The sequence below is a fragment of the uncultured Deefgea sp. genome, assembly GCF_947072475.1.
Taxonomy (GTDB): Bacteria; Pseudomonadota; Gammaproteobacteria; order Burkholderiales; family Chitinibacteraceae; genus Deefgea.
This window is the reverse complement of the sequence record NZ_CAMTIA010000021.1, coordinates 1-24,251: the sequence shown is the minus strand read 5'-3', so window position 1 is coordinate 24,251 and position 24,251 is coordinate 1. Positions and strand designations below refer to the sequence as shown.

Sequence of the window (24,251 nt, the reverse complement as noted above, 5' to 3'; positions counted from 1 at the left end):
TCACACATGGTAGGAATCATCATTGTCACCCATTACACCATGGGTGAAGCGCTTATTGCCTGTGCTCAGCACATTATGGGACGTGCTTTGCCGCAATTGGCTCAATTGGCCGTGAGTAAAGCGGATGATCCCGATGAAATAATGCAGCGAGCGCAAGAACTGATCAATCAGCTGGACGATGGCTCTGGCGTCTTATTATTGACCGATATTTATGGCGGAACGCCATCCAATATTGCCAATCGCTTAATCGTTCCAGGCCGAGTCGAAGCGGTGGCAGGGGTTAATTTGCCAATGCTGGTTCGGGCGCTCACTTATGGTCATCAATCACTAGATATTGCCGTGAGTAAAGCCATTACCGGTGGTTTGGAAGGGGTGTTGTATATGTTACCCACGGTGCCACACGATGAAAAAGGCAATCAATAATGCTGCAGCAAGAAGTTGAAATCATCAATAAATTAGGCTTGCATGCGCGTGCATCGAGTAAGTTAACGCAATTAGCTAGCCAGTTTCAATGTGAAGTATGGATTACCCGCAACCAACGTCGCGTCAACGCCAAGTCAATTATGGGCGTGATGATGTTGGCCGCCGGCAAAGGCAGCAAAATTACGATTGAAACCAGTAATGCGGCCGATGAAGCTGAGGCGATGGCGGCACTTTTAGCCTTAATCGCCGATAAGTTTGGCGAAGGTGAGTAAAGTCTAGAGCAACAAGGGTTTACGAAGGCGCTAAAGCCACCGGCAGCATCGATGGCGTAGCAATGCGGCGATAAAAAATTTGCTTCACAATTGCCCAGCAACTCGCTTTGTGAATTAAACCGTAAGCCACGGCGTTAAGACGGCGAAATGCTCGCCTTGGAGGGAAGTGGATGAGTATTACTTTGCATGGTTTAGGCATTGGTGGCGGTATTGCCATCGGTCACGCGCATTTAATATCGCAAGCCGATATTGAAATCGTGCATTACCAATTGCCGCCCGAAGCGATTGCCGGTGAAGTGCTGCGCTTTGAAGACGCGATTCGTAGTACACGCAAAGAGCTTGAAATGCTATGGGGAAGCATCCCCGAAAATGCGCCCACTGAACTGGGGGCATTTTTAAGCCTGCATATCATGCTGCTCAACGATCACACCCTATCCAAAGACCCGATTCATTTAATTCAGACCCAGCATTGCAATGCCGAATGGGCTTTGCAGCAACAACTGGATGTGTTGTTGGCGCAGTTTGATGAAATCGAAGAAGAATATCTGCGCGAACGGCGCACCGACGTTATTCAAGTCACTGAGCGCATTTTTAAAACCTTGGCCGGACACGAACCGATTTTTCATGCCCCGCATTGTGGTGGCGACGACTGCATTTTGGTCGCGCATGATTTGTCGCCCACCGATATGGTGCTGTTTAAAGACAGTAATTATCGTGCCTTTATTACTGATGTTGGCGGCGTCACGTCACACACCGCAATCTTAGCGCGTAGTTTGGATTTACCCTCGGTATTGGCTTTGCGTCATGCGCGAGAAATGATACGCGAGCAAGAGCTCATCATTGTCGATGGGATTAATGGCGTGGTGATTATTGATCCAGACGAGCTGATTTTGGCCGAATATCGTTTGCGGCAAAACGATTGGCTGCTGAAACAAAACGCGCTGCAAGACATCCGCACCAGCCAAGCCATTACGCTAGATGGCACGCCGGTTGAGCTGTATGCCAATATTGAATTACCTGAAGATTGTGAGTTGGCGCTAGAAAATAATGCGTTTGGTATTGGCTTATTTCGCTCGGAATTTTTGTTTTTAAAAGAAGACGATTTACCCAGCGAAGAAGAGCAATTTATTGCCTATAAGGCGGTTGCCGAATCAATGCAGGGCAAACCGGTGATTATTCGTACTGTCGATTTGGGTAAAGATAAAATCCCTTCGTGGCAATCTGAAAGCGAAGCCCCCAACCCGGCCTTGGGCTTGACCGGAATTCGCTTATGCATGGCCGAGCCGCAAATGTTTCGCACGCAATTGCGCGCGCTATTACGCGCCTCGGCCTTTGGCAAAGTGAAACTACTGCTGCCGATGTTATCGACGATTAATGAAGTCAAGCAAACCCGAGCGCACCTCGAGGAAGTCAAAGCTGATTTGCGTCGTCATCAGATTTTATTTGATGAAGGCATCGAGCTCGGCGGCATGATTGAAGTGCCCGCTGCGGCGATGGCGGTGGCTACTTTTTTAAATCACCTGGATTTTGTTTCCATCGGCACCAACGATTTAATTCAATACGCCTTGGCCGTAGATCGCAACGACGATGCCGTTAGCCATTTATACGACCCACTCAATCCTGGCGTTTTGCAGTTGCTGTATCACGTCATCAGTACCGCCAATCGCTTGGGTAAACCGGTGTCGATGTGTGGCGAAATGGCCGGCGACCCAAGCTTAAGCCGCTTGCTACTGGGCTTAGGTTTACGGCGTTTCTCAATGTTGCCGATTCAATTACTCAAAGTGAAACAATTGATTTTATCGGCAGAAATGGCGTTTATTACGCCAATTGTGGCGCAGATGCTGGCCGCAGAAGACAGCGAACGTTTACGTGATTTATTGCAAGAGCTAAACAAATAACGGGGTATTTGCCTGGGGTTGTTCTATGCAAAGCCTGAGCGATGAATACCTAGTGGCTGTTGACGTTTGGTTTTCTGCCGTGGCTTACGCGATGGCTTGCCAAACCATCGCCATCGCGGCGAATCAATGGGTCGCAGCAAGCTCGAGCGGCAAAAAAACCAAAGGTCAACAGCGCCGAGTTCACGCGGTATAATGGCTTTCTTTGCTGTAATGAATGAGTATTATGTCTCGCGAAACGCTGTCTTTAAACGATGAAATGCGCAATTATTTCCTCGATACCGCCTTGCGCGAACCGGCTATTTTAGGTGAACTGCGTGATTTCACTGGCCAACATCGGGTGGCAAAAATGCAGTTTGCGCCGGAACAAGGCGCGTTACTGATTTTTTTATTGCGCCTAATTCGCGCTAAAAAATACCTCGAAGTGGGCACTTTTACTGGCTATAGCTCAATCGCTGCGGCGTTGGCGATGGGGCCAGATGGACGAGTGATTGCCTGCGATTTGGTCGAAGAGTTTACTAAAATTGCCCAAGAATGGTGGAAAAAAGCCGGCGTTGAGCAGCAAATCACGCTTAAATTGCAAGCGGCGGTATTTTCTTTAGAAACTTTGGTTGCCGAAGGCCATTCAGGCACGTTTGACTGCATGTTGATTGACGCCGATAAGCCGTTTTATCCCACGTATTATGATTTTGCTTTGGAATTGGTGCGCCCGGGCGGCTTGATTATTTTGGACAATATGTTTTTGGGTGGTCGTGTTGCCAATCCCAAACCGCATCACCCAGCCAGCGTGCAAATCTTGCATGATTTTAATCGACAGTTGCGAGATGACCCACGCGTCGAGCACGCCATGTTGCCAGCAGGTGACGGGATGACATTGCTATTTAAACGTTGAACTTTCTGCTCAATAGAAAAAAGCCCTAGGGTATATACCGCTAGGGCTTTTTTGTTAAAGGCTGCGGCTCAATACCAAGTGACTTGGCCATTGCTGGTGTTGTACATTGCGCCGACAATTTTAATTTTGCCTTGTTCTTCCATTTCTTTCAGAATCGGGCTCATTTGGCGGATTTTTTTCACCGTTTGCTGCACATTCATTTCGGCGACATCTTGAACGAACTCATGATTGTGTGAGTTGCGCTCGCCACTGGTCTTCGTGGCGCTCACTGCCGGCATGATCTTTTCAAGCAAACCGGTTAAATTGCCCATCTTCACGTTATCGCATGCGCCTTTGATTGCGCCGCAGCTCGTATGGCCCAGCACCACAATCGCGCGTGAACCCGCCACTTTGGCGGCGTATTCAAGGCTACCTAAGATATCGGCGTTCACGATATTGCCAGCAACCCGCGCCGTAAATAAATCACCAACCCCTTGATTAAACACCAGCTCAGGTGCGGAGCGCGAATCAATACAGGACACCACGCTAGCAAATGGGTATTGCCCCAGCGCGGTCTGGGTGATTTGTTTTTTATAATTTGGGGTATTGGCTTTGCCGCTACTAAAGCGAGTATTACCTTTTTGCAGGATGGTAATGGCTTGCTCTGGACTAATGCCGGCTTGCACCGCCTTAGTCATGGTTTTGCCAACGGTATAGGGTTCTGGTTTCACTTCACCGCCGTGATCATCGGCCGCCCAGACCGACGAAACGGCCAATACAGAAGATAAAACCAGGGGAAGTAGTAAGAGATTTGTTTTCATGGTGTTGACTCCAGATCAAACGTGGTAAAAAACTCAGCGATTGATGCATTCATATGTCAGAAAATATATTTATATTATGCTTCGTTTCTGAATATAGTCACTATTTTTGCTGACACGGAACTTGTGTAATAACAAAATTCATTTTTGAATTGAAGTCCGACGGGTGGTGTTACGCTGTTTGGCAAAAACCGTACCGTTTGAAATGAGGCTGGAGAATGAAAATCGCGTTTAAAAATACTTAAATCCTTAAAAACATTAAGGTTTTTGGTTTCGTAGCGAGAGAAAAAACTCGCGGTTTAGCTCTGCATTCCAGCAAAAATCTGCGACAATGCGCGATTAGCCTTGTTTGTGATCAGCATGAATATCTCTCATTCCCCGATTTATGATTTGCCCGCAGGCGTAACGCCGCGTCAACCCGTGCCTTTTTTGCCGATGAGCCGCAAAGAAATGGCTGCGCTGGGGTGGGATGAGTGCGACATTATTTTGGTCACCGGCGATGCCTACATCGACCATCCGAGTTTTGGCATGGCGCTGTTGGGGCGTTTACTTGAGGCGCAGGGTTTTCGCGTTGGCATTATCAGCCAGCCCGATTGGACTTCCGCCGAAGCGTTCAAACAACTGGGTAAACCGCGACTGTATTTCGGCGTCACCTCGGGCAATATGGATTCGATGATTAACCGCTACACGGCGGATAAAAAACCGCGTTCGGACGATGCCTACACGGCGGGCGGTCTGTCGGGCAGTCGCCCTGATCGTGCGCTGAATGTGTATTGCCAACGTTGCCGCGAAGCGTATCCGGGCGTGCAAATTATGGCGGGCGGCATCGAAGCCAGCTTGCGCCGCATCGCGCAATACGATTATTGGAGCGATAAAATCCGCCAATCGGCGCTGATTTATTCTAAAGCCGATCTTTTACTGTTCGGCAATGCCGAACGCGCCTTGGTTGAAGTCACGCAGCGCGTCGCCGCCGGCGAAAAAATGAGCGAAATCCGCGATGTGCGCGGCACGGCATTTTTAGCGCCAAAAGGCTGGTTGCCTGCCGGTTGGGTTGAGCTGGATTCGTCGGTGGTGGATATTCCGGGTAAGGTTGATCAACATATCAACCCGTATGCGACCGAAGAAGATAAACAACAAGGTGCAGCTGCCGATACCCCTGCACAAGACGCAGTAAAAACCATCCAAATTGTTTCTCGCGAGGCACGCCTTGCCGCGCGCCGCGAAGTGCGGGGTCGCACGGTGATTCGGATTCCATCGTTTGAAACGGTGACCTATGACCCGGTGAGCTATGCGCATGCCAGCCGCACCTTGCATTTGGAATCCAATCCGGGCAATGCCCGCGCTTTGGTGCAGCAGCATGGCGAACGGGATGTGTGGATGAATCCGCCGCCGATTCCGCTAGAAACGGCGGAGATGGATTACGCTTTTGATCAATACTTTGCGCGCAATCCGCATCCGAGCTACGGCCAGCAAGTGATTCCAGCGTGGGATATGATCCGGTTTTCGATCAATATTATGCGCGGTTGTTTTGGCGGCTGTACGTTCTGTTCCATTACCGAGCACGAGGGGCGGATTATTCAAAGCCGCAGCGAGGGCTCGGTATTGCGCGAAATCGAAGAAATCCGCGATAAAACCGCGGGCTTTACTGGGCATATTTCCGATTTGGGTGGACCAACGGCGAATATGTATCGCTTGGCATGTAAAGACCCAAAAATCGAAAAATCCTGTCGCCGCTTAAGCTGTGTTTATCCCGGCATTTGCGAGAATTTAAACACCGATCACAGCAGCTTGATTCAGCTGTATCGCAAAGCACGTAAGATTCCGGGGGTGAAAAAAATCACCATTGGCTCGGGTTTGCGTTACGACTTGGCGGTGACGCAACCGGAATACGTCAAAGAATTGGTCACGCATCATGTGAGCGGCTACTTAAAAATCGCACCGGAGCATACCGAAGAAGGCCCGTTGTCCAAAATGATGAAACCGGGCATCGGTACTTTTGAAAAATTCAAAGCGATGTTTGAAAAATTTAGTGCTGAAGCCGGTAAGCGGCAGTATTTAATTCCTTACTTTATCGCCGCGCATCCGGGCACGTCGGATGAAGACATGCTCAATTTGGCGCTGTGGCTGAAGAAAAACGATTTCCGCCCCGACCAAGTGCAAGCATTTACGCCAACGCCGATGGCGATGGCAACGACGATGTGGCATACCAAGCGCAATCCATTGAAAAAAATCCATCGCAGCTCGGAAAAAGTTGATGTGATTCGCGATGAAAAACGCCGTAAAGCGCATAAAGCGTTCTTGCGTTATCACGATCCGAAAAACTGGCCGCTATTGCGCGAAACGCTACGTGAGATGGGCCGTGCTGATTTGATTGGCAATAGCCCAAAACACCTAATCCCAATGGAAACGGCGGAAGAGCGCGCCATGCAAGCCCCACGCGGCAACGCACGTGGCGGTGGTGGCCCGGGTTCGGTCGGCAAGATACCCAATAGAAGTAATGGCGCGCGTACCACGGCAAACAACGGCCAGCGAGCAATACCCCGTGGCGTTACCGCAGGAAAACCCAAAGCAGCGGCGACGGCTAATCGCTCGCAATCGGCTAAACCGAGTGCCACATTAGTGAAAAAACCACGCGCTCGTTAGCATCGGGAAGCGCTCAGCCACCAGTGATGGGTGGCTGAGCGTGCAAACTCAGCGTTTTAACACGAGATACTGGCAAAGGCGCTGGCATGGAGATCGAGAAAATCCGCCGCAGCGGTTTTGCTGCTAAAGATGGACGGTGCGGTTTGATCGGCTTCACGTAGCATCGCGACCAGATCGGCATCGTCAGTGAAGGCCATTTTTTTGCCAAATAAAATCAGCCAATCGCCATGCACTTCAACGATGCGGGCATGCAGTTGTGGCGTCTGATCGCGTGCTTCTGGCAGGGTGTAAAGATTGATACCTTGAAATTGAATGGTCATCGAAAATATAGCACTGTGGTTGATCTCGGCATCATCTTGCCTTGGGCTGCTGATTTTGGCTAGACAGCGATGCGCAGTGTTTTAAAAATGAAATCTGCGGCTAAGCGAGTATCATCAAAACGATCTTGAAGTTTATTGGAGTGATTATGGAAGCGCGCATCACCGAATTAGAAATCCGCCTTGTATTGCAAGACGAATTACTCGATGATTTAAATCAAATCATCGCGCGGCAACAGCAGCAAATAGATCATTTGCAACAACAAATGCGTTATTTACAAGAACGCAGTGTAGGCCCCGAGCAATCTGGACGCAGTCTTTTGGATGAAATCCCACCGCATTACTAGGGTCTGTTGATATTTAGCTTCCCCAACCCTAAGCTGCATTGTTGCTTGATCAATCTGACGCAACGTCGAAATTTAGGCGTATTCACGCTTGATCCAATGATTGGGTTTTCGTCTTACCAAGGCCGCCATTAGTGCGGCTTTTTTGTGTTTAAAACATGAATTTTTCATCCTGAATGTGGTCGGTAATTTTTTAATTTCACCCTGCTTTTCCTTACAAAGATGTACATATTTGGCTGGGTTGATCAAGTTCAGCATGTTATGGTGTTTTTTCTGAAAATGAAAAGGAGTAGTGGATGAAGACGTCTACCTTATCAACACGAACGACCTTTTGCTGGCCGGTAGTGCTACCTAGTTTGGCTTTAGTGGTGGTGTTATTGCTATTTTCAATGCTGGCGCCTAGTCAGGCTGAGTACATTTTTTCTTCTAGTAAAAGCTGGATTACCGCGTATTTCTCTTGGTTTTACACTCTGGCGGTCGCCGCTTTCGTTATTTTATTAATTGGTATCGCAATTAGCCGCTACGGCAATATTCGCTTAGGGCCGGACGATGCCGAGCCCGAGTTTCGTTTTTCATCGTGGATCGCCATGCTTTTTGCCGCAGGTATGGGCGTAGGGCTGATGTATTTCGGGGTGGGCGAGCCAATACAGCATTTGATTGCACCACCGACGGCCGTCGTTGGCACGCCTTCTGCTGCGCGAGAAGCCATGCTGATGACCTTCTTTCATTGGGGGATTCATGCTTGGGCGATTTATGGGGTGGTTGGGCTGGTGTTGGCTTATTTTGGCTTTCGCTACAATCTGCCGCTAACGGTGCGCTCAGGGCTTTATCCCATTTTAAAAGATCGGATTAATGGCCCTTGGGGTCATGCGGTCGATGTGTTTGCGCTGTGCGGCACGATTTTCGGCATTGCAACCACGCTAGGTTATGGGGTTTTACAACTGTCAGCGGGCTTAACTCACGTCACCGGCTGGGACTTTTCTGGCCTGCCGATGCAATTGGGGTTGATCGCTGCGGTGGTCGGTTTGGCGGGATTGTCAGCCGCATCCGGTTTAGGCAAAGGGGTGAGAATCTTAAGCGAGATTAATTTATCGCTGGCTATTTTCCTGATGCTGTTTGTCTTAGCGGTTGGCCCGACGCTCTATTTATTGGGCAGTTTTAGTGAAAATATTGGCAATTATTTAGCCAATATTGTGCAGCTGACTTTCCGCAACTTTACCTATGAGCCGGCCAATTCAGAAAACTGGTACCAAGGTTGGACCATTTTGTATTGGGCGTGGTGGATTTCTTGGGCGCCGTTTGTTGGCATGTTTATCGCGCGGATTTCGCGAGGCCGTACCATACGGGAATTCATCGTTGGGGTCTTGGTGATTCCAGCAACGTTTAATTTCTTGTGGATGACGGTGTTTGGCAATGCCGCCATTTGGGTTGATACCCATACCGCGATGGGCGCGCTGGGTGCCAGTGCCGGTAATGTCGATGCGCTGTTGTTTACTTTCCTCGATTATTTACCGCTAGCTAGCTTGAGCTCAGTCGTTGCCTTGGTGTTGATTGCGATTTTCTTTGTGACTTCCGCCGATTCAGGCGCTTTTGTCATCGACAATATCGCCAGCCGTGGCAGTACGAAATCGCCCGTTTGGCAACGCTTGTTTTGGGCGGTGATTTTGGGCTTGGTTGCCGGTTGCTTATTGACCGCTGGCGGCTTAAAAGCCTTGCAATCGATGACCATTGTGGCGGCGCTGCCTTTTGCCATTGTGATGTTGTTATTGTGCTTTAGTTTGCTCAAGGGCTTGCGAGCCGATGAATTGCACTCACGACAAAAATTATCGCATGCGAGTAATTTTTGGAATGGCCAGCGTTGGCGTTCACGCTTGGTGCAGATTTTACGTCAGCCTACGCAGCAAGATGTTCGGGCTTTTTTAAGTGATACGGTGCAGCCAGCGATGGAAAAAATCGCCGAAGAATTACTTAAAAACGGGGTTGAGGCCAAGGTTGAGCGCATTAGCGAAGATAAAGTGCAATTGGAAGTCATACAAAATCAGTTGCGTGATTTTGTTTATGGCGTGGCATGTACGCAAAAATTGGTGCCTGATTTTGCTCTAGCTAATACCGCTTTACCGACCTCTGAGCAAGCCGAAACGTTTGAACCGACGACTTATTTTACCGACGGGCGCAAGGGTTATGACGTGCAATCGTTGGTTGAGCCGGAAGTGTTGGCGGATATTTTGAAGCAATACGAGCGGCATTTGAGTCTTTCGCTCAATGCTGACGCCTCTTTATTACAGCATGCGCCATCGCATCGTTAATTTAACGTAAAGAAACAGCGCAGATTGCTGCGCTGTTTCAACTTATACGCTATAAAAAACATACATCCTTTCTTCATAAGTAGGTCAAATGCGTCATTCGTTGACTCGACGCTGTTGCCAGTGGTTAAAACCACTGGTTTCTCAATTTGGCGTGTATTTCTTTTTTGCGCTGGTGATTGGTCTTGGCTTATTGCTGAGCATTGTGGTGTTTTATAGCGGCAAGCAAGTGAATGCCGTCATTCAGCCCCTAGTCAATGAATCCGTCCCTATTTTGCGCACCATCAGTGAGCTTAAAACCAAGGTGACTGAGCGCCAAGTCATCATGAATCAATACTTTGCGTATGGCCTCAATCAAGCACAGTTCAAAAAAAAATATGCTGACAATCAGTTGGCATTAACTCAGCTATTGCAGCAATCTCACCCTAAGCGCCACCAACATCCTCGACACCTGGCGATTATGGCTTTAGATGACAATGCTAAATTATTAGCGACTCGCTTAGAGCAAGCCATGCAAGCCACGCCGGTGGATACCGATGAGGCGCGGGCGATCTTGGTGGAAAGCGCGATCGATACCAATGCATTTTTATCTGAATTAGATCATTCCTTTGTCGACGTGAGTCAAGAAATCGAAACCGCGAGTCGTCATTCTTTGCGTGATGTGAGCGTGATGATCAAGCTGGTGCTGGCGTATAGCTTGGCGATTGTGGTGATTGCGATTTTGGTCGCGTATTACATTCATGCACGCCAGCGCGCTGAAAAAAAATTAGCCCATGCCGCCCGCCATGATCGCTTAACCGACCTACTCAATCGGCGGGTTTTTGAAGCCGATATTGCCGCTCTGGGTGATACGCCGCCGTATGCGGTTATTTTGATTGCAATTGATCGTTTTCAACGGGTCCAAGGCGGCTTGGGTTATGAGGCGGGGGATGAATTATTGGTCGCCGTCACCGCCCGATTGCAGCCGATTATTCAGCAATTTGGCGGCGTATTATATCGATTTGAAAGCTCGTATTTTGCCGCTTTATTGGATTTACGCGGCGAAGATCGGCCGCCAGAGTTGCTAGCTAAAGCGCTGCATGACACTTTGCAATCTGGCATTTTGATTGCCGGACATGAGTTATTTTTAACCTTGAGTATGGGCGGCGCGATTTATCCGCAAGATGGCAACGATGCGGTCACTCTGATCCGAAATATGGACGCCGCACTGGAGCAAGTGCAGCAGCAAGGCGGCAATGCCTTGCGCTATTACGATCAAGAAATGAATGCACGTGCCTTAGAGCGTTTGGCGCTTGAGGCCGATTTACGCTATGCCATCGAGCGCAATCAATTGCAGCTGTATTTTCAACCCCAAGCAAAGATTGATGCATTACAAATTGTTGGTGTTGAGTGCTTAATTCGTTGGCACCATCATGGGCAATTGGTTTCACCGATTGAATTTATTCCCTTGGCCGAAGAATCCGGACTGATTATTCCAATGGGCGAATGGATTTTACGTACTGCTTGCCAGCAAGCTAAAGCTTGGCAAGATGCCGGCACGCCATTGATTGTGGCAATTAATATCTCGGTGCGGCAGTTTCAGCACCCGCATTTTTTGTCTTTGGTAAGGCAGGTGCTGCAAACCACCGCAGTTGATCCAGCGTGGATAGAGTTAGAAATTACAGAAAGCGTCGTGATGCAAGACGCCGATCACACGATAGAGCTATTGCAGCAATTACGCGATTTAGGGGTGATGCTGTCGATTGATGATTTTGGTACCGGTTATTCTAGCTTGTCTTATTTAAGGCGATTTCCGATTAATAAATTAAAAATCGATCAAAGCTTTGTTGGCAATCTGGTACCGGGGAATCAAGACGCCGCCATTGTCGATGCCATTATTCGTCTCGGACATAATCTGGGCTTAACCGTGATTGCTGAGGGCGTTGAAACCGAAGCGCATTTAGCGGTTTTAGCGCAATTGCATTGCGATGAAATACAGGGTTACTACTTCTCTCGACCCCTGCCTTTGGCTGAGCTAACTCGGTTTTTGTCTCAGCCAATGGCTTGATCGATGTCTTATCGCGGTTAATCGCCATCTGAGCAGACTTTTTTTCTGGTAAAAAATGCGTAAAAACAGCAAATTGTGCAGTCTTAGCCGGTGAATTTCGGTATAAGAGAGCCTTCGCGTTTTATTGCTATTGAGTTTGGATTTCCTATGCCTAAGAAAAAATCGACTGCCTCCCCTTCTATTGCCATTATTGGTGGCGGTCCTGCGGGCTTGATGGCTGCTGAAGTGATTGCTGCGGCGGGATATTCAGTTGAACTATTTGATGCAATGCCATCAGTTGGGCGTAAATTTTTATTGGCCGGTGTCGGCGGAATGAATATTACCCATGCTGAAGATTCGGCGCTGTTTTTAGGCCGTTACGGCGCAGCCAGCCAAGACCTAGCGCCAATGATTGCGCCGTTTGGTGCCAATGCACTCACTAGCTGGGTGCATGATTTAGGCATTGAAACTTTTATCGGCTCATCCGGGCGAGTCTTTCCAAAAGAAATGAAAGCCGCGCCCCTATTGCGCGCGTGGTTAGCGCGGCTTAAAGCCAGTGGCGTTAAATTTCATGTTCGCCATCGCTGGTTAGGCTGGGATCAAAACCAAGCATTGCGCTTTGCAAATCCAGAAGGTGAAGTTCAGCGCACATTTGATGCCGTGGTGTTGGCTTTAGGTGGTGCTAGCTGGGCTAAGCTCGGTTCAGATGGCGCTTGGGTGCCGTTATTGGCCGAGCAAGGCGTGGCCATTGCACCATTAAAACCGGCCAACTGCGGTTTTGACGTGGCTTGGAGCACGCATTTAAGCGAAAAATTTGCCGGAAGCCCGCTCAAAACCGTCGCGGCAGCAACTCGCCCGCACGACGCAAAAAAAATCGGTGAATTTGTGCTCACCGCAGGCGGCGTTGAGGGCAGCTTGGTGTATGCGCTGTCTAGCCAATTGCGAGATGATATTGCCGAGCACGGTAGCGCGACGTTGTGGCTGGATTTAGTACCGCAAAAATCGTTAGCACGCATTACCGAAGAATTATCTTTGCCGCGTGGCGCCGATTCGATGGCCAATCATTTACGCCGCAAGTTAGGAATTGAAGGCGTTAAAGCCGGCTTATTGCGTGAATTCGTCAGTAAAGCAGACTTTATGCAGCCGGCAAAATTGGCAGCGGCGATTAAATCATTGCCCATTACACTTGTGGCGCCGCGCCCGATTGATGAAGCCATTAGCAGCGCCGGCGGGGTGATGTTTGCTGGCTTAGACGACAATCTGATGCTCAAGCCAGCGCCCGGCGTATTTTGCGCCGGTGAAATGCTCGATTGGGAAGCGCCAACCGGTGGCTATTTACTCACGGCGTGTTTCAGTAGTGGCCGCGCAGCAGGCTTGGGCGTCATCAATTACTTGCAAACAGCACCAGCGACTCAAGCTAAAAAAGCCGCCGTTAGCCCCACTGAAGATAAAGTGGCCAAGCCTAAAGTGGCGGTCGCAATCGACGATGAAGCGCTGCCAGTGAAAGCCAAACGGGCGAGTAAAGCCAAGGTTGACGCAGTAGCATCCATCGTGGATGCCGCTGAAGCGCCCAAAAAACGCGCCGCTAAAGCCATCCCTGCGGCGAGCAGCGAACTTGAAGTTGCCCCAGTCAAAGCCAAACGTAGCTCGAAAGTAGCCGAAGTAGCTGTCGCCGATGAAGTGGCAGTGGCAGTAGTGCCAGCCAAAGCCAAGCGTAACCCGAAAGTCACCGCAGTCGCTGTCGCCGATGAAGCGGCAGTGGCAGTGGAAGTGGTGCCAGCCAAAACCAAGCGCAGCCCGAAAGTCGCCGCAGTAACTGTCGCCGATGAAGCGGCAGTGGCAGTGGTGCCTGCCAAAGCCAAACGCACCCGTAAACCAAGCCAAGAATAAACCATAAGTAAGCTGCGGTTGATGGCCGGCATTGATGCGGCTTGCGCGGTTTACTGATCGACTGATTACCATTTAATTGAGATAGACCATGACTGATATGATGCAAGAACCATTGTTTTCCTTACTTGATACCGCGCTAGCCAACCGCGCGGACTTAATTACTCAACTCGCCGCCGAGCAAACCAATACTTACCGTTTATTTCACGGCAGTATTGAAGGCGTACCGGGTTTAACGATTGATCGTTATAACGATTTGATCCTGATTCAAACTTTCCACCGCGCTTTGTCGATTGAGCAATACGCCGAAATCGCCGCGTTTTATGCCCGCACTTATCCAGCTTGCGCCCTCGTGTATAACGACCGCAGCCACGGCCATTCGCGGGTGATGAATCGCTTAACTGAAGCCGAAGAAATCATCGCTTACGAGCCACGCATTGCTCAAGAGCTGGGTGTGAATTACCGCATTCAAGGTCGTCACAACGGTCAAGATCCATGGTTGTTTTTAGATTTACGCGCCGGCCGCCGCCGTGTAATGCAAGAAGCCGCAGGCAAATCCGTGCTCAATCTATTTGCCTACACCTGCGGCGTGGGGATTGCGGCCGCCAAAGCCGGTGCCCGCCATGTGGTGAATATTGATTTTGCTGAGTCGAGTTTATTGGTGGGTAAAGACAATGCCAAACTCAACGACTTGCCAATCCGCGTGCGCTTTGTGCAATCGGATGCTTTTGCTGCATTAAATCAATTGTCGGGTAAAGGCCAGGCGACAATGGTGCGCGGTAAACGCATGCCAACGTTCCCAAAACTGGAAAAACAACAATTTGATTTGGTGATGCTCGATCCACCCCGTTTCTCGAAAAGCCCATTTGGCGTGGTTGACCTAGTCAATGATTACGCCTCAGTGTTTAAGCCGGCGCTATTGTCGACCAGCGAAGGCGGTACGCTGATTTGTTGCAATAACGTCGCGCAAGTGTCACGCGATGCTTGGCTAGATCAACTCGAGCGCTCGGCAGCCAAAGCCGGCCGCCCAATCAGCAGCATGGAATGGATTAAGCCCGATAGCGACTTCCCAACATCGGATGGTCAGCATCCGCTTAAAATCGCGCTATTGCGCGTTTAAGTCTTCGCATCACAATGGCCTGCTTTGCAGGCCATTTTTTTATCCCGACAATCCCGATGAATATAGTGCGTTGACAAGATTCAATGTGCAGCACGGCGATCAAGCAAGATGCGGCAACGTAATCTGAACACCGCCTTAATCATAGCGATGTTCAGATTTGGTGTTGATGCTGTGCCGCGCTCGTCGGGCTGGGGCTTAGAAACCCGTCCAAGCGCACCGAGTGAGGAGAGAGACAAACAGCATTATCGTTTGGCTCACGATCGATCGAGGGCACAGCGGAGCTGGGCGAGATCAAAATCGCCTTTCTTTCCCCCTCTTTCTTTGGCGAGTCAAAGAAAGAGGGTCCCCGTCGCGGACTGCGACTGTAAAACACCCGTGCCGCAGGCACTTAAAAAACGATCAACACGTAATCTGAACATTACCCTTTATCTATGGGTATTTGCTTGTAACCGACATTCAAAAATGGCTACAGCCAGATACCTATAACCAACCCTTACGCTTAAAGAACCAATACGGTGAAATCCCCGAGATCACCATCAGCACCAAGGCGGCGGGGTAGCCCCAGCTTTCGGCGAGTTCGGGCATGTGGGCGAAATTCATCCCGTAGATGGAGGCGACCAAGGTGGGCGGTAGAAACACCACGCTGGCAATCGAGAAAATCTTGATGATTTTATTTTGCGCCAGATTAATCAAACCCATCACCGCATCCATCAAGAAGTTAATCTTATCGAACAAAAACGCGCTGTGGTTATTGAGCGATTCTAAATCGCGCAGCACTTCGCGCAAATCGCCCTCTTGCGCGGTGGCCAAGACGCGGCTACGCAGCAAAAACGACAGCGCACGGCGTGTATCCATTAAATCGAGGCGCACTTTACCGTTAATGTCTTCGTGGCCAGCGAGCTCAGCCAGCGCTTGGCCCATGATTTCATCGGTCATTTCGGCGCTGCGATCGAGCACTCGGCGACTCACGCCATCGAGCTGGGTATAGATTGCTTCGAGTACATCGGCGTCGTACTCGACAGCGGCATCGTAAATCGCCAGCAAAATCTCTTGTGCAGTCGAAACAAAGCCCGGCTGAACGCGAGCGCGTAAACGAAACAAACGAAACACCGCCAGCTCGTCTTGGCGAATGGTCAGTAAGCGCCCTTGATTGAGCAAAAACGACACCGTGACGTTGGTGTATTCGTCTTCGGAATGCGACAGAAAAAACGAACTGATATGCACGCCGTTTTCATCGACATAACAGCGCGCCGATTCTTCCAAGTCTTTAACTTCTTCGTCCTCGGGCAGTTCGAGCTTAAACACCTTTTGCACTAATTCACGCTCGTCGTCGGTGGGATCGACCATATCGACCCACAACACTTCGGGGCGCGATAAATCCTCGGGTACCAAGGCAGGCACCTGAATTAAACGACCAGCAGACAGTACAAAGGCATTGAGCATAATGAGCCTTGAAAGGTTAAAGCGGCAAACGCGCCGATTATACGCCGCGCAAGCCGCTGCGCTACAGGCAATTTGCCCTGCTGCACACGACAAATTGCATCGATTCGTACCATCGCTGCAATACGGAATTCGTCATCCAAATACCGCGAATTGGCGCAAATACAGTTCACTTAACGATAAACCCTGAAAACCTGACGCAGAGGCGCGGAGGCGCGGAGGAAATTCAGAGTTTTTCGATTGATTTTCTCGGTACCTTGGCGTCAAAAGCGACACCAGCAATGAAATCGAGAAAAAAATGCCGCTCACTTGGCTTAAGTGAACGGCATTAGCGAATTAGCGCAGGCTTTTTCGACAAAAGCTCGACAAACACCGTCGTCAGCTAGCGCCTATTTGTAAGTCAAAGACAGGGCGTATTCAGGAAAGCACCGTCGCTTAAGTTTCACTTCATCTTCACGGCGCTTAATGAGGGCTCGAGTTCACGCCACTAGGCGGCGCTTGGTTTACCAGCCGCGTTTGCGCGGCTTTGGGTCACGGCGTTGTGGTTCAAGCCGCAAGCAGAACGCCGCCAAGATGGCTGCCACCTTATTTTAAGGAAATACCGATGTATACCAAGCCACTGCCGCTGATTTTACTCATCAGCACGCTGCTGTATTGCGCAGCCAGTTACTTACAAAACGGCATGCCTATTAGCTATTGGCAATGGCGGCACGAGCTGGTGCTGCTCACCGGTGTGCAGCTGATGACGGTGATGTCCGCCGCCATGCTCTTGGCAGTGCGCCCAGCATGGCTAGAAAACACCCTTAGTGGCCTGGATAAAATGTATGCGCTGCACAAGCAGCTCGGGATTACCGCCGGGATTTTGCTCGCCGCGCATTGGTTGATTAAGTTATCGCCCAAACTGTTGCTGGCGATGAAATGGGCCGCGCCACGCATTCGTAGCGGTGCCAAAATCAAAGAACCGCTAGTTTCTTTGGCGAAAGACGTCGGTGAATGGGCGGCATGGGCGATTTTGGCGATGGTGATTTTAGCGCTACTGCGCGCGGTGCCTTATCGCTATTGGCGCAAAGTACACCAGCTGTTTGCCCCGCTATTTTTAATGGGCGCATTTCATGGCCTGATTTTAATGCCGAGCGAATTTTGGCTGACGCCAGTGGGCGCTTTAATGGCCATCGCTTTGTTCGTTGGCTCGCTGTGTGCGCTGTATTCGCTATTTGGGCAAATTGGCAAACGCCAACAACACCAAGGCCAGATCCAACATATTGAACAATTGGCGGCCAATCAATTAGAAGTAACTTGCCAGCTCAATACGTGGCCAGGGCATACCGCTGGGCAATTTGCACTGGTGAGTTTTGATCCAGCCGAGGGTGCTCATCCGTATACTATTGCCTCGGCCGATCGGGGTAATGGCCAGCTACGCTTTATCATCAAAGGCTTGGGCGACTATACCCGTACACTCGCGCAGCAGCTGCAGGTGGGTGGCCCAGTGCAAATCGAAGGCCCGTATGGCCGCTTTGATGGCAAGGCCAGCGGCGCACAAGGGCAAGCTTGGATTGCCGGTGGCATTGGCGTAACGCCTTTTTTAGCTTGGCTAGAAAGCGCTCAGTTTCAGCAGCAGCCGATTGATTTTTATTACTGTGTCACCCAAGCCGAGCATGCGGCACGACTGGCTGAAATCCAAGCCGCTTGCGCCAAAAAACAAATTCGCCTGCATTTAATCGAAAGCGATTTAGGGCAAAGACTGGATATTCGCCAAATCCCTATCGAGCAACTGAGTGATATTTGGTACTGCGGCCCAGCTGGCTTAGGGCAAATGATTCAAGATTATTTAAGCCAGCACGCCAGCGCACCACGCTTTCACCATGAAGCTTTTGCCATGCGCTAAGCCCCCATAATGATCAACTGCTTTGGCCCGCCGTATTTGGCGGGCTTTTTTTAGCCCGCCAATCCATTCGCGGCATCCACCAAATCAGTCGCCGCCAGCTGTTTAACAAACTCATGCTTAATCAAAGTATCCGAAATAAAAAACACCGTAATGTGATGCTTATCTTGAATATACGCTGCGCGAAAATTCATCTCCGGTGACAAAACGATTTTATATTCATAAATCACCCGCTCTGCCCGTTTTAAGTGATACGCCGCTTTAATTTTATGGGGTCGATGCCGAATGATTTCGGGTAATTCATTGGCAATATTGAGCTTCACCGCCCTCGCATACGATTTAAATTGGCGAAAAAACTGCGCCATATAACGATTACTTTCTAACTGGACATCCAACATCCGTCTCTCCTTACCCAGCAAACCCATTAATACCTAGGATAGACCGCCAGCAAAATGAAAAACAACCGAAAGATACATAGCGCCCGTATGTCAGCCCTGCCAATCGCCTGAGCTTGACCACCCTCAGGTCAAAAAAATCGCCACGCCGTATAATCAAGCTTCTTTCTGCCCGCCCGACCGGACGACTCTATGCCAAATCCCACTTCCATTGATAAACAAGCCGCCGCCAAACGCAGCACTTGGATTAGCGTGGTCGTCAATGTCGTGCTCACCGCCATCCAGCTGGTTGCCGGTGTTTTCGCGCACTCGCAAGCCTTGATCGCCGATGCGATTCATTCGCTATCGGACTTAATCGCCGATTTTGTGGTGCTATTTGCCAATCATCACAGCCAAAAAGACGCCGACGCCGACCATCATTACGGCCATCAACGCTATGAAAACGCCGCCTCGCTGGTGCTGGGCACCTTGCTGTTGGTGGTGGGCATTGGCATGTTGTGGTCGGCGCTGGGCAAAATCCAGCATCCCGAATCCATCGCCCCAGTCAAAAGCATTGCGCTATGGGTGGCGCTGGGCGCGCTAGTGAGTAAAGAATTGCTGTTTCGCTATATGCTCGCCGTCGCTGAGCGCGTGCGCTCTAGCATGTTGGTCGCCAACGCTTGGCATGCCCGCTCGGATGCCGCATCGTCTTTAGTCGTTGCGCTAGGCATTGGCGGTAATTTGCTCGGTTATCACTTTCTTGACCCCATCGCCGCGATGATTGTGGGCCTAATGGTCGGCAAAATGGGCTGGCGCTTTGCATGGAATGCGATGAACGATTTAATGGATCGCGCCGTCGATGAAGCCACCATCAGCGGCATCGAGCAAACCCTGAGCGAAACGCCCGACGTACTGGGCATTCATGCGCTCAAAACCCGCAAAATGGGCGATTTGATTTTGGTCGACGTGCATGTTGAAGTCGATCGCACGATGAGCGTCGAGCAAGGCCACAACATCGCCGTCCTCGCCCGCCAGCGCGTCCTCAACCAACACAGCGACGTGCTCAACGTCATGACCCACGTTGACCCTGCCGACAAAAAATAAGCTGCAGGCGTAAGCCGCCACAAGACGCCAACATCACGACCGCTGTAGGGTGCCAATAAGCGTTAGCGCATTGCACCATATTGCAGCAGCTAATGAGTTATTGGGTAAGTTGGGCTAAGCCTGCGCAGCCCAACAATCGCGCGGTAAATGTTGAGCGGCAGCGCGGTTTCCAGCATTGCGCTCATGCCGCGCGGCACCTACTTTTCTTTGCTTCGCCAAAGAAAAGTAGGCCAAAGAAAGGCGACCCGAACGCGCCCAGCTCCGCTGTTCCCTCGATTGTCGCGAGCCAAACGATAAAACTGTTTGTCTCACTTCGCACTCGGTGCGCTTACACGGGATCTCAAGCCCCAAACCAACGATCAAGAAATATCATCGATGTATTGCCAGCAAAGCATTGATAGTCAAAAGCCACAAGTAAATACCTATAAGGTAGGGCGTATTCGACGCGCAGCGGCAATACGCCGAATGAAGTGCTCCGCAAGCGGCGTAATGCCTTCGGCGATTACGCCCTACTCACTGCAGGCGCCACAAGACGCCAACATCACGACCGCTGTAGGGTGCCAATAAGCGTTAGCGCACCATATCGCAGCAGCTAATGAGTTATTGGGTAAGTTGGGCTAAGGCTGCGCAGCCCAAAAATCGCGCGGTGTGTCGCTAAGATGGCTGCGCGGCGATGCCTATCGCCCTGATTGATGGGTATCGCTGCGCTCCCCCATCTACTCGCTCAAATATTTACGATATACTTACTATATTTACATGCACGGAGTAATAATATGCGTATTGCCTTACTGGGTCTGGTCGGGGTTTTCACCGCGTTCACGGCATTGGCTGCCGATGACCATAGCAGCGTTTACAAAAAAGACGTGGCCGCCAATGTCGTATTTAAAACCAGCACCACCGCCAACGGCCAGCCGATTCATTACAACCACACCGATGATCCCGAAGCGACCATGCTGCAGGTTGAAATCCCCGCCGGCAAAGAAACCGGCTGGCATCAACACCCTGTTTCTGGCTACGCGTATATTTTATCTGGCCAGCTCACCGTGCAACTCAAAGACGGTAGCAGCAGCACCTTTGGCCCCGGCCAAGGCTTTGCCGAAGTAATTAGCACCGCGCACAATGGCAAAAACCTCGGCACCGAGCCGGTGAAATTAGTCGTTGTTTTCACCGGTACCAAATCTCAACCCTTCACCATCAAAGAGTAATCGGCCTTGCCATACCTGCGGTGCGCTCGCTGCGCCGCAGGCACAATAAATATTTCCCGTTAAACCACCAAAACCGTTGAACCTTTCATCGCTGCCTTACTCTTATTGGCGCGGCCATTCGGGCTGCTTTTATAGAGATGCGACAGATGTTCAAGAAATTGTTTGCCGCCGTAGGTGTGGGCGGCGCGACGGTGGATACCGTACTCGACAACGCCAGTGTTTATCCCGGCAGTACGCTCAATGGTTATGTGTTGATTCGTGGCGGCAGCGTCGATCAGGCGATTGAATACGTCGACCTCGTGCTGATGACCGAAGCCGAACAAAAAGTCGGCGATAGCGAAGTGCGCGTGGCGCAAACCATCGCCAAATTTCGCGTCGCCAACGGCTTTGTCGCCACTGCAGGTGTCGAGCGTCGACTGCCTTTTTCTTTGACCTTACCGCTCGAAACGCCAGTCAATAACGCCTATGCCTTAGCCACACCGGGCTACGGCTATGCGCCCAATGTCAAAGCGGCGGTGTGGATTCATACCGACTTAGCCATTGCCTCGGCCATTGACGCCAAAGATCGCGATTTTCTCGATGTGCAGCCGCTAGCGCAAATGCAGCGCCTGATTGCCGCCATGGGCAATCTGGGCTTTGCCCACGTCAGCAGCGATGTTGAAATCGGCACTGCGCGCATCGGCCAAGTGGCCAGCTCAATCGGTTGCTACCAAGAATTTGAGTTCCGCCCCAAGCAGCACGGATTTTCGCGAATTCAAGAAGTCGAAATCACCTGCATTAGCCGCGCCGATGGCGTGTATGTGTTGATCGAAGCCGACCGCCGCTTTAGCCGCGACAGTTATTCGAGCATGCATATGGACCCGCAATGGCCAAACGTCGATTGGGAAGGTCGTTTACGGATGATGTTGAGCTAAGGGGCCACACATGAGCATGAAGCAAAAGCTGTTCTACGGCGCACTGAGCCTGTTGCTCAAATGGGTGATGAAGAAAAAAGGTGGCAGCCACCAAAGCCATTCGCCCTACGGCAAAAAACCGTATTACAAAAAAAGCGCTGGTTTGATTAAACCGGCTCACGCAACAAATTGGATGGGGATAGTGAGTACCGTAGGGCGGCTTAGCCGCAGGCGTAACCCGCCATAAGGTGCCAATATCACGACACCGTAGGGCGTCAATGAGCACCGCGAATTGCGCCGAATGCGCCGTAAATAAGCATCGCAACGGCGCGATTCGCGGTGCTCTCAGCACCCTACGATTGCAGCTTACGAGTTACGATTGCGGCTTACGAGTTATAAGGTAGGGCGTATTCGACGCGAAGCGGCAATACGCCAAATGACGTGCTCCGCAAGTGGCGTAATGCCTTCGGCGATTACGCCCTACTCGCTCAAGCCCCAGACCAACGATCAAGAAATAACATCGAGGTATTGCCAGAAAAGCATTGATAATCAATGGCTACAAGCAAATACATCAACACCGTAGGGCGTCAATGAGCGCAGCGAATTGCGCCGAATGCGCCGCAAATAAACATCGCAACGGCGCGATTCGCTTCGCTCATCAGCACCCTACGATTGCGGCTTACGAGTTGTAGGGTGCCAATAAGCGTTAGCGCATTGCACCTTATCGCAGCAGCTAATGAGTAACTTGGGTAAGTTGGGCTAAGCCTGCGCAGCCCCGCAATCGCGGGCAAGGCCGATGTAAATCGACAATTTCAGCTATACCACTAGCAGTCCGTGCCGCGCGCAAAGCAGCATGGACTCAACCTGAAAGCGACCATTTACGTCTAGGAGCCCAATATGTATATCGATGGATTTGTACTCGCCGTTCCCACTGCCAACCGCACCGCCTACCAAGAATACGCCCTCGCCGCCGCGCCACTCTTTAAAGCCCACGGCGCGCTTAGCGTCGTAGAAAGCTGGGGCGTGGACGTGCCCGAAGGCAAACTCACCTCATTCCCACTCGCCGTGCAATTACAAGCCGACGAAACCGTCGTTTTTTCGTGGATCACATGGCCATCCAAAGCCGCGCGCGATGCCGCATGGGAAAAGCTAATGCAAGAACCGCTATTCGACATCAAAACCAACCCCATGCCTTGCGACGGCAAACGGATGATTTTTGGCGGATTTGAATCATTGCTGGTGCTGTGAGGCCGCAGGCGATTGGATCACTCAGCCGCCACGCGGTATAAGCTTTAATCAATTGTTTTGATGTATCGCCAGCGAAGCAGCATTCATCAAAGCCTACATGCAAATACATCACACCGTAGGGCGGGTTAGCCGCAGGCGTAACCCGCCATAAAACGCTTTGGTAAGTTGGGCTAAGCCTGCGCAGCCCAACAAGCGCGGGGCCAATGTTGAGCGGCATCGCGGTTTCCAGCATGGCGCTCATGCCGCGCGGCACCTACTTTTCTTTGCTTCGCCAAAGAAAAGTAGGCCAAAGAAAGGCGACCCGAGCGCGCCCAGCTCCGCTGTCCCCTCGATTGTCGCGAGCCAAACGATAAAACCGTTCGTCTCACTCCGCACTCGGTGCGCTTACACGGGATCTCAAGCCCCAGACCAACGATCAAGAAAAAACATCCATGTATTGCCAGCAAAGCTTTGAGAATCAGAGACTACAAGCAAATACATATTACGTAGGGCGTCAATGAGCACAGCGAATTGCGCCGAATGCGCCGTAAATAAGCATCGCAACGGTGCGATTCGCTTCGCTCATCAGCACCCTACGATTGCGGCTTACGAGTTACTTAGCCCTAGAAAATGATTTATTAATAATTTTCACCAGCTTGTAAAATTCATCATAATCACCATCAGAAATTTTTGCTTCTTTGATAAATTTATCGGTATATAATTTTTTCAGATTTGCCTTTGCTGATTCTTGCTCTACTTTTGAACCATGCATTGCCGCTGAAGTTAATTCACTATTCTCTAAGTTAATTGCATCAATATATTTTCTTGGGACAAGACCTTCTATATTTCTAAATCCAGCTTTATCTTGACCAATTGAAATATAATCGACAGAACGTTTGAAGCTATTCTGCTTAAGAATACTTTCCAAATCTTTCTCAATATCTAAATCATAAGTTATAAAAAACTGTTTACATCTACTTCTTAAAAACCTCAACAGTGTTGGATTTTTTAAAGTTGTCCACCCATCATAGTCGAAAATTTCACCTTCAAAATCCAATTTATTTTTCCCATGCTCTGGAGCTCTTAAAGCTTCAAAATAAAGTCTATCTAACTTTCCTTCAACCATCAAGATGGAGCTTGAATTATTAAAAAAGGGTATGCGGAAAATTTGATTGAAAACCCTGTCTTTAGCTCGATCAGTTTTTCC

At 50.3% G+C, this 24,251-nt stretch carries 22 protein-coding genes; 17 read left to right on the top strand and 5 right to left on the bottom strand.

Annotation, left to right across the window (positions count from 1 at the left end; translation table 11 throughout):
* Positions 1-6: 6 nt before the first annotated feature.
* From Q0V82_RS08840 to Q0V82_RS08820, 5 genes are all read left to right on the top strand, one after another.
* The gene (locus tag Q0V82_RS08840; protein ID WP_297574809.1) at positions 7-423 is read left to right on the top strand and encodes a PTS sugar transporter subunit IIA; all 417 of its coding nucleotides are present in this window, start codon (positions 7-9) and stop codon (positions 421-423) included.
* A complete protein-coding gene (locus Q0V82_RS08835) occupies positions 423-695 on the top strand; it encodes an HPr family phosphocarrier protein (RefSeq protein WP_226764704.1) in 273 nt (90 codons plus the stop codon). The genes Q0V82_RS08840 and Q0V82_RS08835 overlap by 1 nt, the downstream gene beginning before the upstream one ends.
* Positions 696-865: 170 nt before the next feature.
* On the top strand, positions 866-2,593 hold the full coding sequence (gene ptsP / locus Q0V82_RS08830) for a phosphoenolpyruvate--protein phosphotransferase (protein WP_297574807.1): 1,728 nt from the start codon (positions 866-868) through the stop codon (positions 2,591-2,593).
* A 25-nt stretch (positions 2,594-2,618) separates the two neighbouring features.
* The gene (locus Q0V82_RS08825) at positions 2,619-2,786 is read left to right on the top strand and encodes a hypothetical protein (RefSeq protein WP_297574805.1); all 168 of its coding nucleotides are present in this window, start codon (positions 2,619-2,621) and stop codon (positions 2,784-2,786) included.
* 21 nt (positions 2,787-2,807) lie between these two features.
* A complete protein-coding gene (locus Q0V82_RS08820; RefSeq protein WP_297574803.1) occupies positions 2,808-3,482 on the top strand; it encodes a class I SAM-dependent methyltransferase in 675 nt (224 codons plus the stop codon).
* A 68-nt stretch (positions 3,483-3,550) separates the two neighbouring features.
* Here Q0V82_RS08820 and Q0V82_RS08815 read toward each other — a convergent pair whose 3' ends face one another.
* A complete protein-coding gene (locus Q0V82_RS08815) occupies positions 3,551-4,282 on the bottom strand; it encodes a carbonic anhydrase family protein (RefSeq protein WP_297574801.1) in 732 nt (243 codons plus the stop codon).
* A 357-nt stretch (positions 4,283-4,639) separates the two neighbouring features.
* On the opposite strand from Q0V82_RS08815, the gene Q0V82_RS08810 reads away from it, so the two are divergent.
* Positions 4,640-6,922 carry a YgiQ family radical SAM protein gene (locus tag Q0V82_RS08810; RefSeq protein ID WP_297574799.1) on the top strand — a complete coding sequence of 761 codons (2,283 nt, stop codon included), beginning with the start codon at positions 4,640-4,642 and terminating at the stop codon, positions 6,920-6,922.
* A gap of 56 nt (positions 6,923-6,978) precedes the next feature.
* On the opposite strand, the gene Q0V82_RS08805 is transcribed toward Q0V82_RS08810, so the two are convergent.
* Positions 6,979-7,242 carry a hypothetical protein gene (locus Q0V82_RS08805; RefSeq protein ID WP_297574797.1) on the bottom strand — a complete coding sequence of 88 codons (264 nt, stop codon included), beginning with the start codon at positions 7,240-7,242 and terminating at the stop codon, positions 6,979-6,981.
* Positions 7,243-7,388: 146 nt separating this feature from the next.
* On the opposite strand from Q0V82_RS08805, the gene Q0V82_RS08800 reads away from it, so the two are divergent.
* The 5 genes from Q0V82_RS08800 to Q0V82_RS08780 all read left to right on the top strand — a co-directional run bounded on the left by Q0V82_RS08800 (position 7,389) and on the right by Q0V82_RS08780 (position 14,919).
* Complete coding sequence (locus Q0V82_RS08800) at positions 7,389-7,586, top strand: SlyX family protein (protein ID WP_297574795.1); 198 nt, start codon at positions 7,389-7,391, stop codon at positions 7,584-7,586.
* 293 nt (positions 7,587-7,879) lie between these two features.
* Complete coding sequence (locus tag Q0V82_RS08795) at positions 7,880-9,889, top strand: BCCT family transporter (protein WP_297574793.1); 2,010 nt, start codon at positions 7,880-7,882, stop codon at positions 9,887-9,889.
* Positions 9,890-9,977: 88 nt separating this feature from the next.
* Positions 9,978-11,933 carry a bifunctional diguanylate cyclase/phosphodiesterase gene (locus Q0V82_RS08790; RefSeq protein WP_297574791.1) on the top strand — a complete coding sequence of 652 codons (1,956 nt, stop codon included), beginning with the start codon at positions 9,978-9,980 and terminating at the stop codon, positions 11,931-11,933.
* Between the two features lie 147 nt (positions 11,934-12,080).
* Positions 12,081-13,802, top strand: coding sequence for a TIGR03862 family flavoprotein (locus tag Q0V82_RS08785; RefSeq protein ID WP_297574790.1), 1,722 nt, complete (start codon positions 12,081-12,083; stop codon positions 13,800-13,802).
* An 88-nt stretch (positions 13,803-13,890) separates the two neighbouring features.
* Positions 13,891-14,919 carry a class I SAM-dependent rRNA methyltransferase gene (locus tag Q0V82_RS08780; protein WP_297574789.1) on the top strand — a complete coding sequence of 343 codons (1,029 nt, stop codon included), beginning with the start codon at positions 13,891-13,893 and terminating at the stop codon, positions 14,917-14,919.
* A 480-nt stretch (positions 14,920-15,399) separates the two neighbouring features.
* Here the strand turns inward: Q0V82_RS08780 and corA are convergent, their stop codons facing one another.
* On the bottom strand, positions 15,400-16,362 hold the full coding sequence (corA, locus tag Q0V82_RS08775) for a magnesium/cobalt transporter CorA (protein WP_297574788.1): 963 nt from the start codon (positions 16,360-16,362) through the stop codon (positions 15,400-15,402).
* 601 nt (positions 16,363-16,963) lie between these two features.
* On the opposite strand from corA, the gene Q0V82_RS08770 reads away from it, so the two are divergent.
* Positions 16,964-18,244, top strand: a complete 1,281-nt coding sequence (locus tag Q0V82_RS08770; protein ID WP_297574787.1) for a ferric reductase-like transmembrane domain-containing protein — start codon at positions 16,964-16,966, stop codon at positions 18,242-18,244.
* A 50-nt stretch (positions 18,245-18,294) separates the two neighbouring features.
* On the opposite strand, the gene Q0V82_RS08765 is transcribed toward Q0V82_RS08770, so the two are convergent.
* Complete coding sequence (locus Q0V82_RS08765) at positions 18,295-18,639, bottom strand: hypothetical protein (protein ID WP_297574785.1); 345 nt, start codon at positions 18,637-18,639, stop codon at positions 18,295-18,297.
* 189 nt (positions 18,640-18,828) lie between these two features.
* On the opposite strand from Q0V82_RS08765, the gene Q0V82_RS08760 reads away from it, so the two are divergent.
* The 5 genes from Q0V82_RS08760 to Q0V82_RS08740 all read left to right on the top strand — a co-directional run bounded on the left by Q0V82_RS08760 (position 18,829) and on the right by Q0V82_RS08740 (position 23,065).
* The gene (locus Q0V82_RS08760) at positions 18,829-19,719 is read left to right on the top strand and encodes a cation diffusion facilitator family transporter (protein WP_297574783.1); all 891 of its coding nucleotides are present in this window, start codon (positions 18,829-18,831) and stop codon (positions 19,717-19,719) included.
* Positions 19,720-20,492: 773 nt separating this feature from the next.
* On the top strand, positions 20,493-20,924 hold the full coding sequence (locus Q0V82_RS08755; protein WP_182075966.1) for a cupin domain-containing protein: 432 nt from the start codon (positions 20,493-20,495) through the stop codon (positions 20,922-20,924).
* Between the two features lie 146 nt (positions 20,925-21,070).
* Positions 21,071-21,838, top strand: a complete 768-nt coding sequence (locus Q0V82_RS08750) for a sporulation protein (protein ID WP_297574781.1) — start codon at positions 21,071-21,073, stop codon at positions 21,836-21,838.
* A 10-nt stretch (positions 21,839-21,848) separates the two neighbouring features.
* Entirely contained in the window at positions 21,849-22,064 is a 216-nt protein-coding gene (locus Q0V82_RS08745) for a hypothetical protein (RefSeq protein ID WP_297574779.1), read from the top strand.
* Positions 22,065-22,714: 650 nt separating this feature from the next.
* Positions 22,715-23,065, top strand: a complete 351-nt coding sequence (locus Q0V82_RS08740; protein ID WP_182075968.1) for a DUF1428 domain-containing protein — start codon at positions 22,715-22,717, stop codon at positions 23,063-23,065.
* 592 nt (positions 23,066-23,657) lie between these two features.
* Here Q0V82_RS08740 and Q0V82_RS08735 read toward each other — a convergent pair.
* A partial coding sequence (locus tag Q0V82_RS08735; protein ID WP_297574777.1) for a hypothetical protein occupies positions 23,658-24,251 on the bottom strand: 594 nt, incomplete at its 5' end.

Coding starts and splice junctions, on each gene's coding strand:
- Q0V82_RS08840 (WP_297574809.1), top strand. CDS start 7: ATGGTAGGAATCATCATTGTCACCCATTACACCATGGGTGAAGCGCTT.
- Q0V82_RS08835 (WP_226764704.1), top strand. CDS start 423: ATGCTGCAGCAAGAAGTTGAAATCATCAATAAATTAGGCTTGCATGCG.
- ptsP (WP_297574807.1), top strand. CDS start 866: ATGAGTATTACTTTGCATGGTTTAGGCATTGGTGGCGGTATTGCCATC.
- Q0V82_RS08825 (WP_297574805.1), top strand. CDS start 2,619: ATGCAAAGCCTGAGCGATGAATACCTAGTGGCTGTTGACGTTTGGTTT.
- Q0V82_RS08820 (WP_297574803.1), top strand. CDS start 2,808: ATGAGTATTATGTCTCGCGAAACGCTGTCTTTAAACGATGAAATGCGC.
- Q0V82_RS08815 (WP_297574801.1), bottom strand. CDS start 4,282: ATGAAAACAAATCTCTTACTACTTCCCCTGGTTTTATCTTCTGTATTG.
- Q0V82_RS08810 (WP_297574799.1), top strand. CDS start 4,640: ATGAATATCTCTCATTCCCCGATTTATGATTTGCCCGCAGGCGTAACG.
- Q0V82_RS08805 (WP_297574797.1), bottom strand. CDS start 7,242: ATGACCATTCAATTTCAAGGTATCAATCTTTACACCCTGCCAGAAGCA.
- Q0V82_RS08800 (WP_297574795.1), top strand. CDS start 7,389: ATGGAAGCGCGCATCACCGAATTAGAAATCCGCCTTGTATTGCAAGAC.
- Q0V82_RS08795 (WP_297574793.1), top strand. CDS start 7,880: ATGAAGACGTCTACCTTATCAACACGAACGACCTTTTGCTGGCCGGTA.
- Q0V82_RS08790 (WP_297574791.1), top strand. CDS start 9,978: ATGCGTCATTCGTTGACTCGACGCTGTTGCCAGTGGTTAAAACCACTG.
- Q0V82_RS08785 (WP_297574790.1), top strand. CDS start 12,081: ATGCCTAAGAAAAAATCGACTGCCTCCCCTTCTATTGCCATTATTGGT.
- Q0V82_RS08780 (WP_297574789.1), top strand. CDS start 13,891: ATGACTGATATGATGCAAGAACCATTGTTTTCCTTACTTGATACCGCG.
- corA (WP_297574788.1), bottom strand. CDS start 16,362: ATGCTCAATGCCTTTGTACTGTCTGCTGGTCGTTTAATTCAGGTGCCT.
- Q0V82_RS08770 (WP_297574787.1), top strand. CDS start 16,964: ATGTATACCAAGCCACTGCCGCTGATTTTACTCATCAGCACGCTGCTG.
- Q0V82_RS08765 (WP_297574785.1), bottom strand. CDS start 18,639: ATGTTGGATGTCCAGTTAGAAAGTAATCGTTATATGGCGCAGTTTTTT.
- Q0V82_RS08760 (WP_297574783.1), top strand. CDS start 18,829: ATGCCAAATCCCACTTCCATTGATAAACAAGCCGCCGCCAAACGCAGC.
- Q0V82_RS08755 (WP_182075966.1), top strand. CDS start 20,493: ATGCGTATTGCCTTACTGGGTCTGGTCGGGGTTTTCACCGCGTTCACG.
- Q0V82_RS08750 (WP_297574781.1), top strand. CDS start 21,071: ATGTTCAAGAAATTGTTTGCCGCCGTAGGTGTGGGCGGCGCGACGGTG.
- Q0V82_RS08745 (WP_297574779.1), top strand. CDS start 21,849: ATGAGCATGAAGCAAAAGCTGTTCTACGGCGCACTGAGCCTGTTGCTC.
- Q0V82_RS08740 (WP_182075968.1), top strand. CDS start 22,715: ATGTATATCGATGGATTTGTACTCGCCGTTCCCACTGCCAACCGCACC.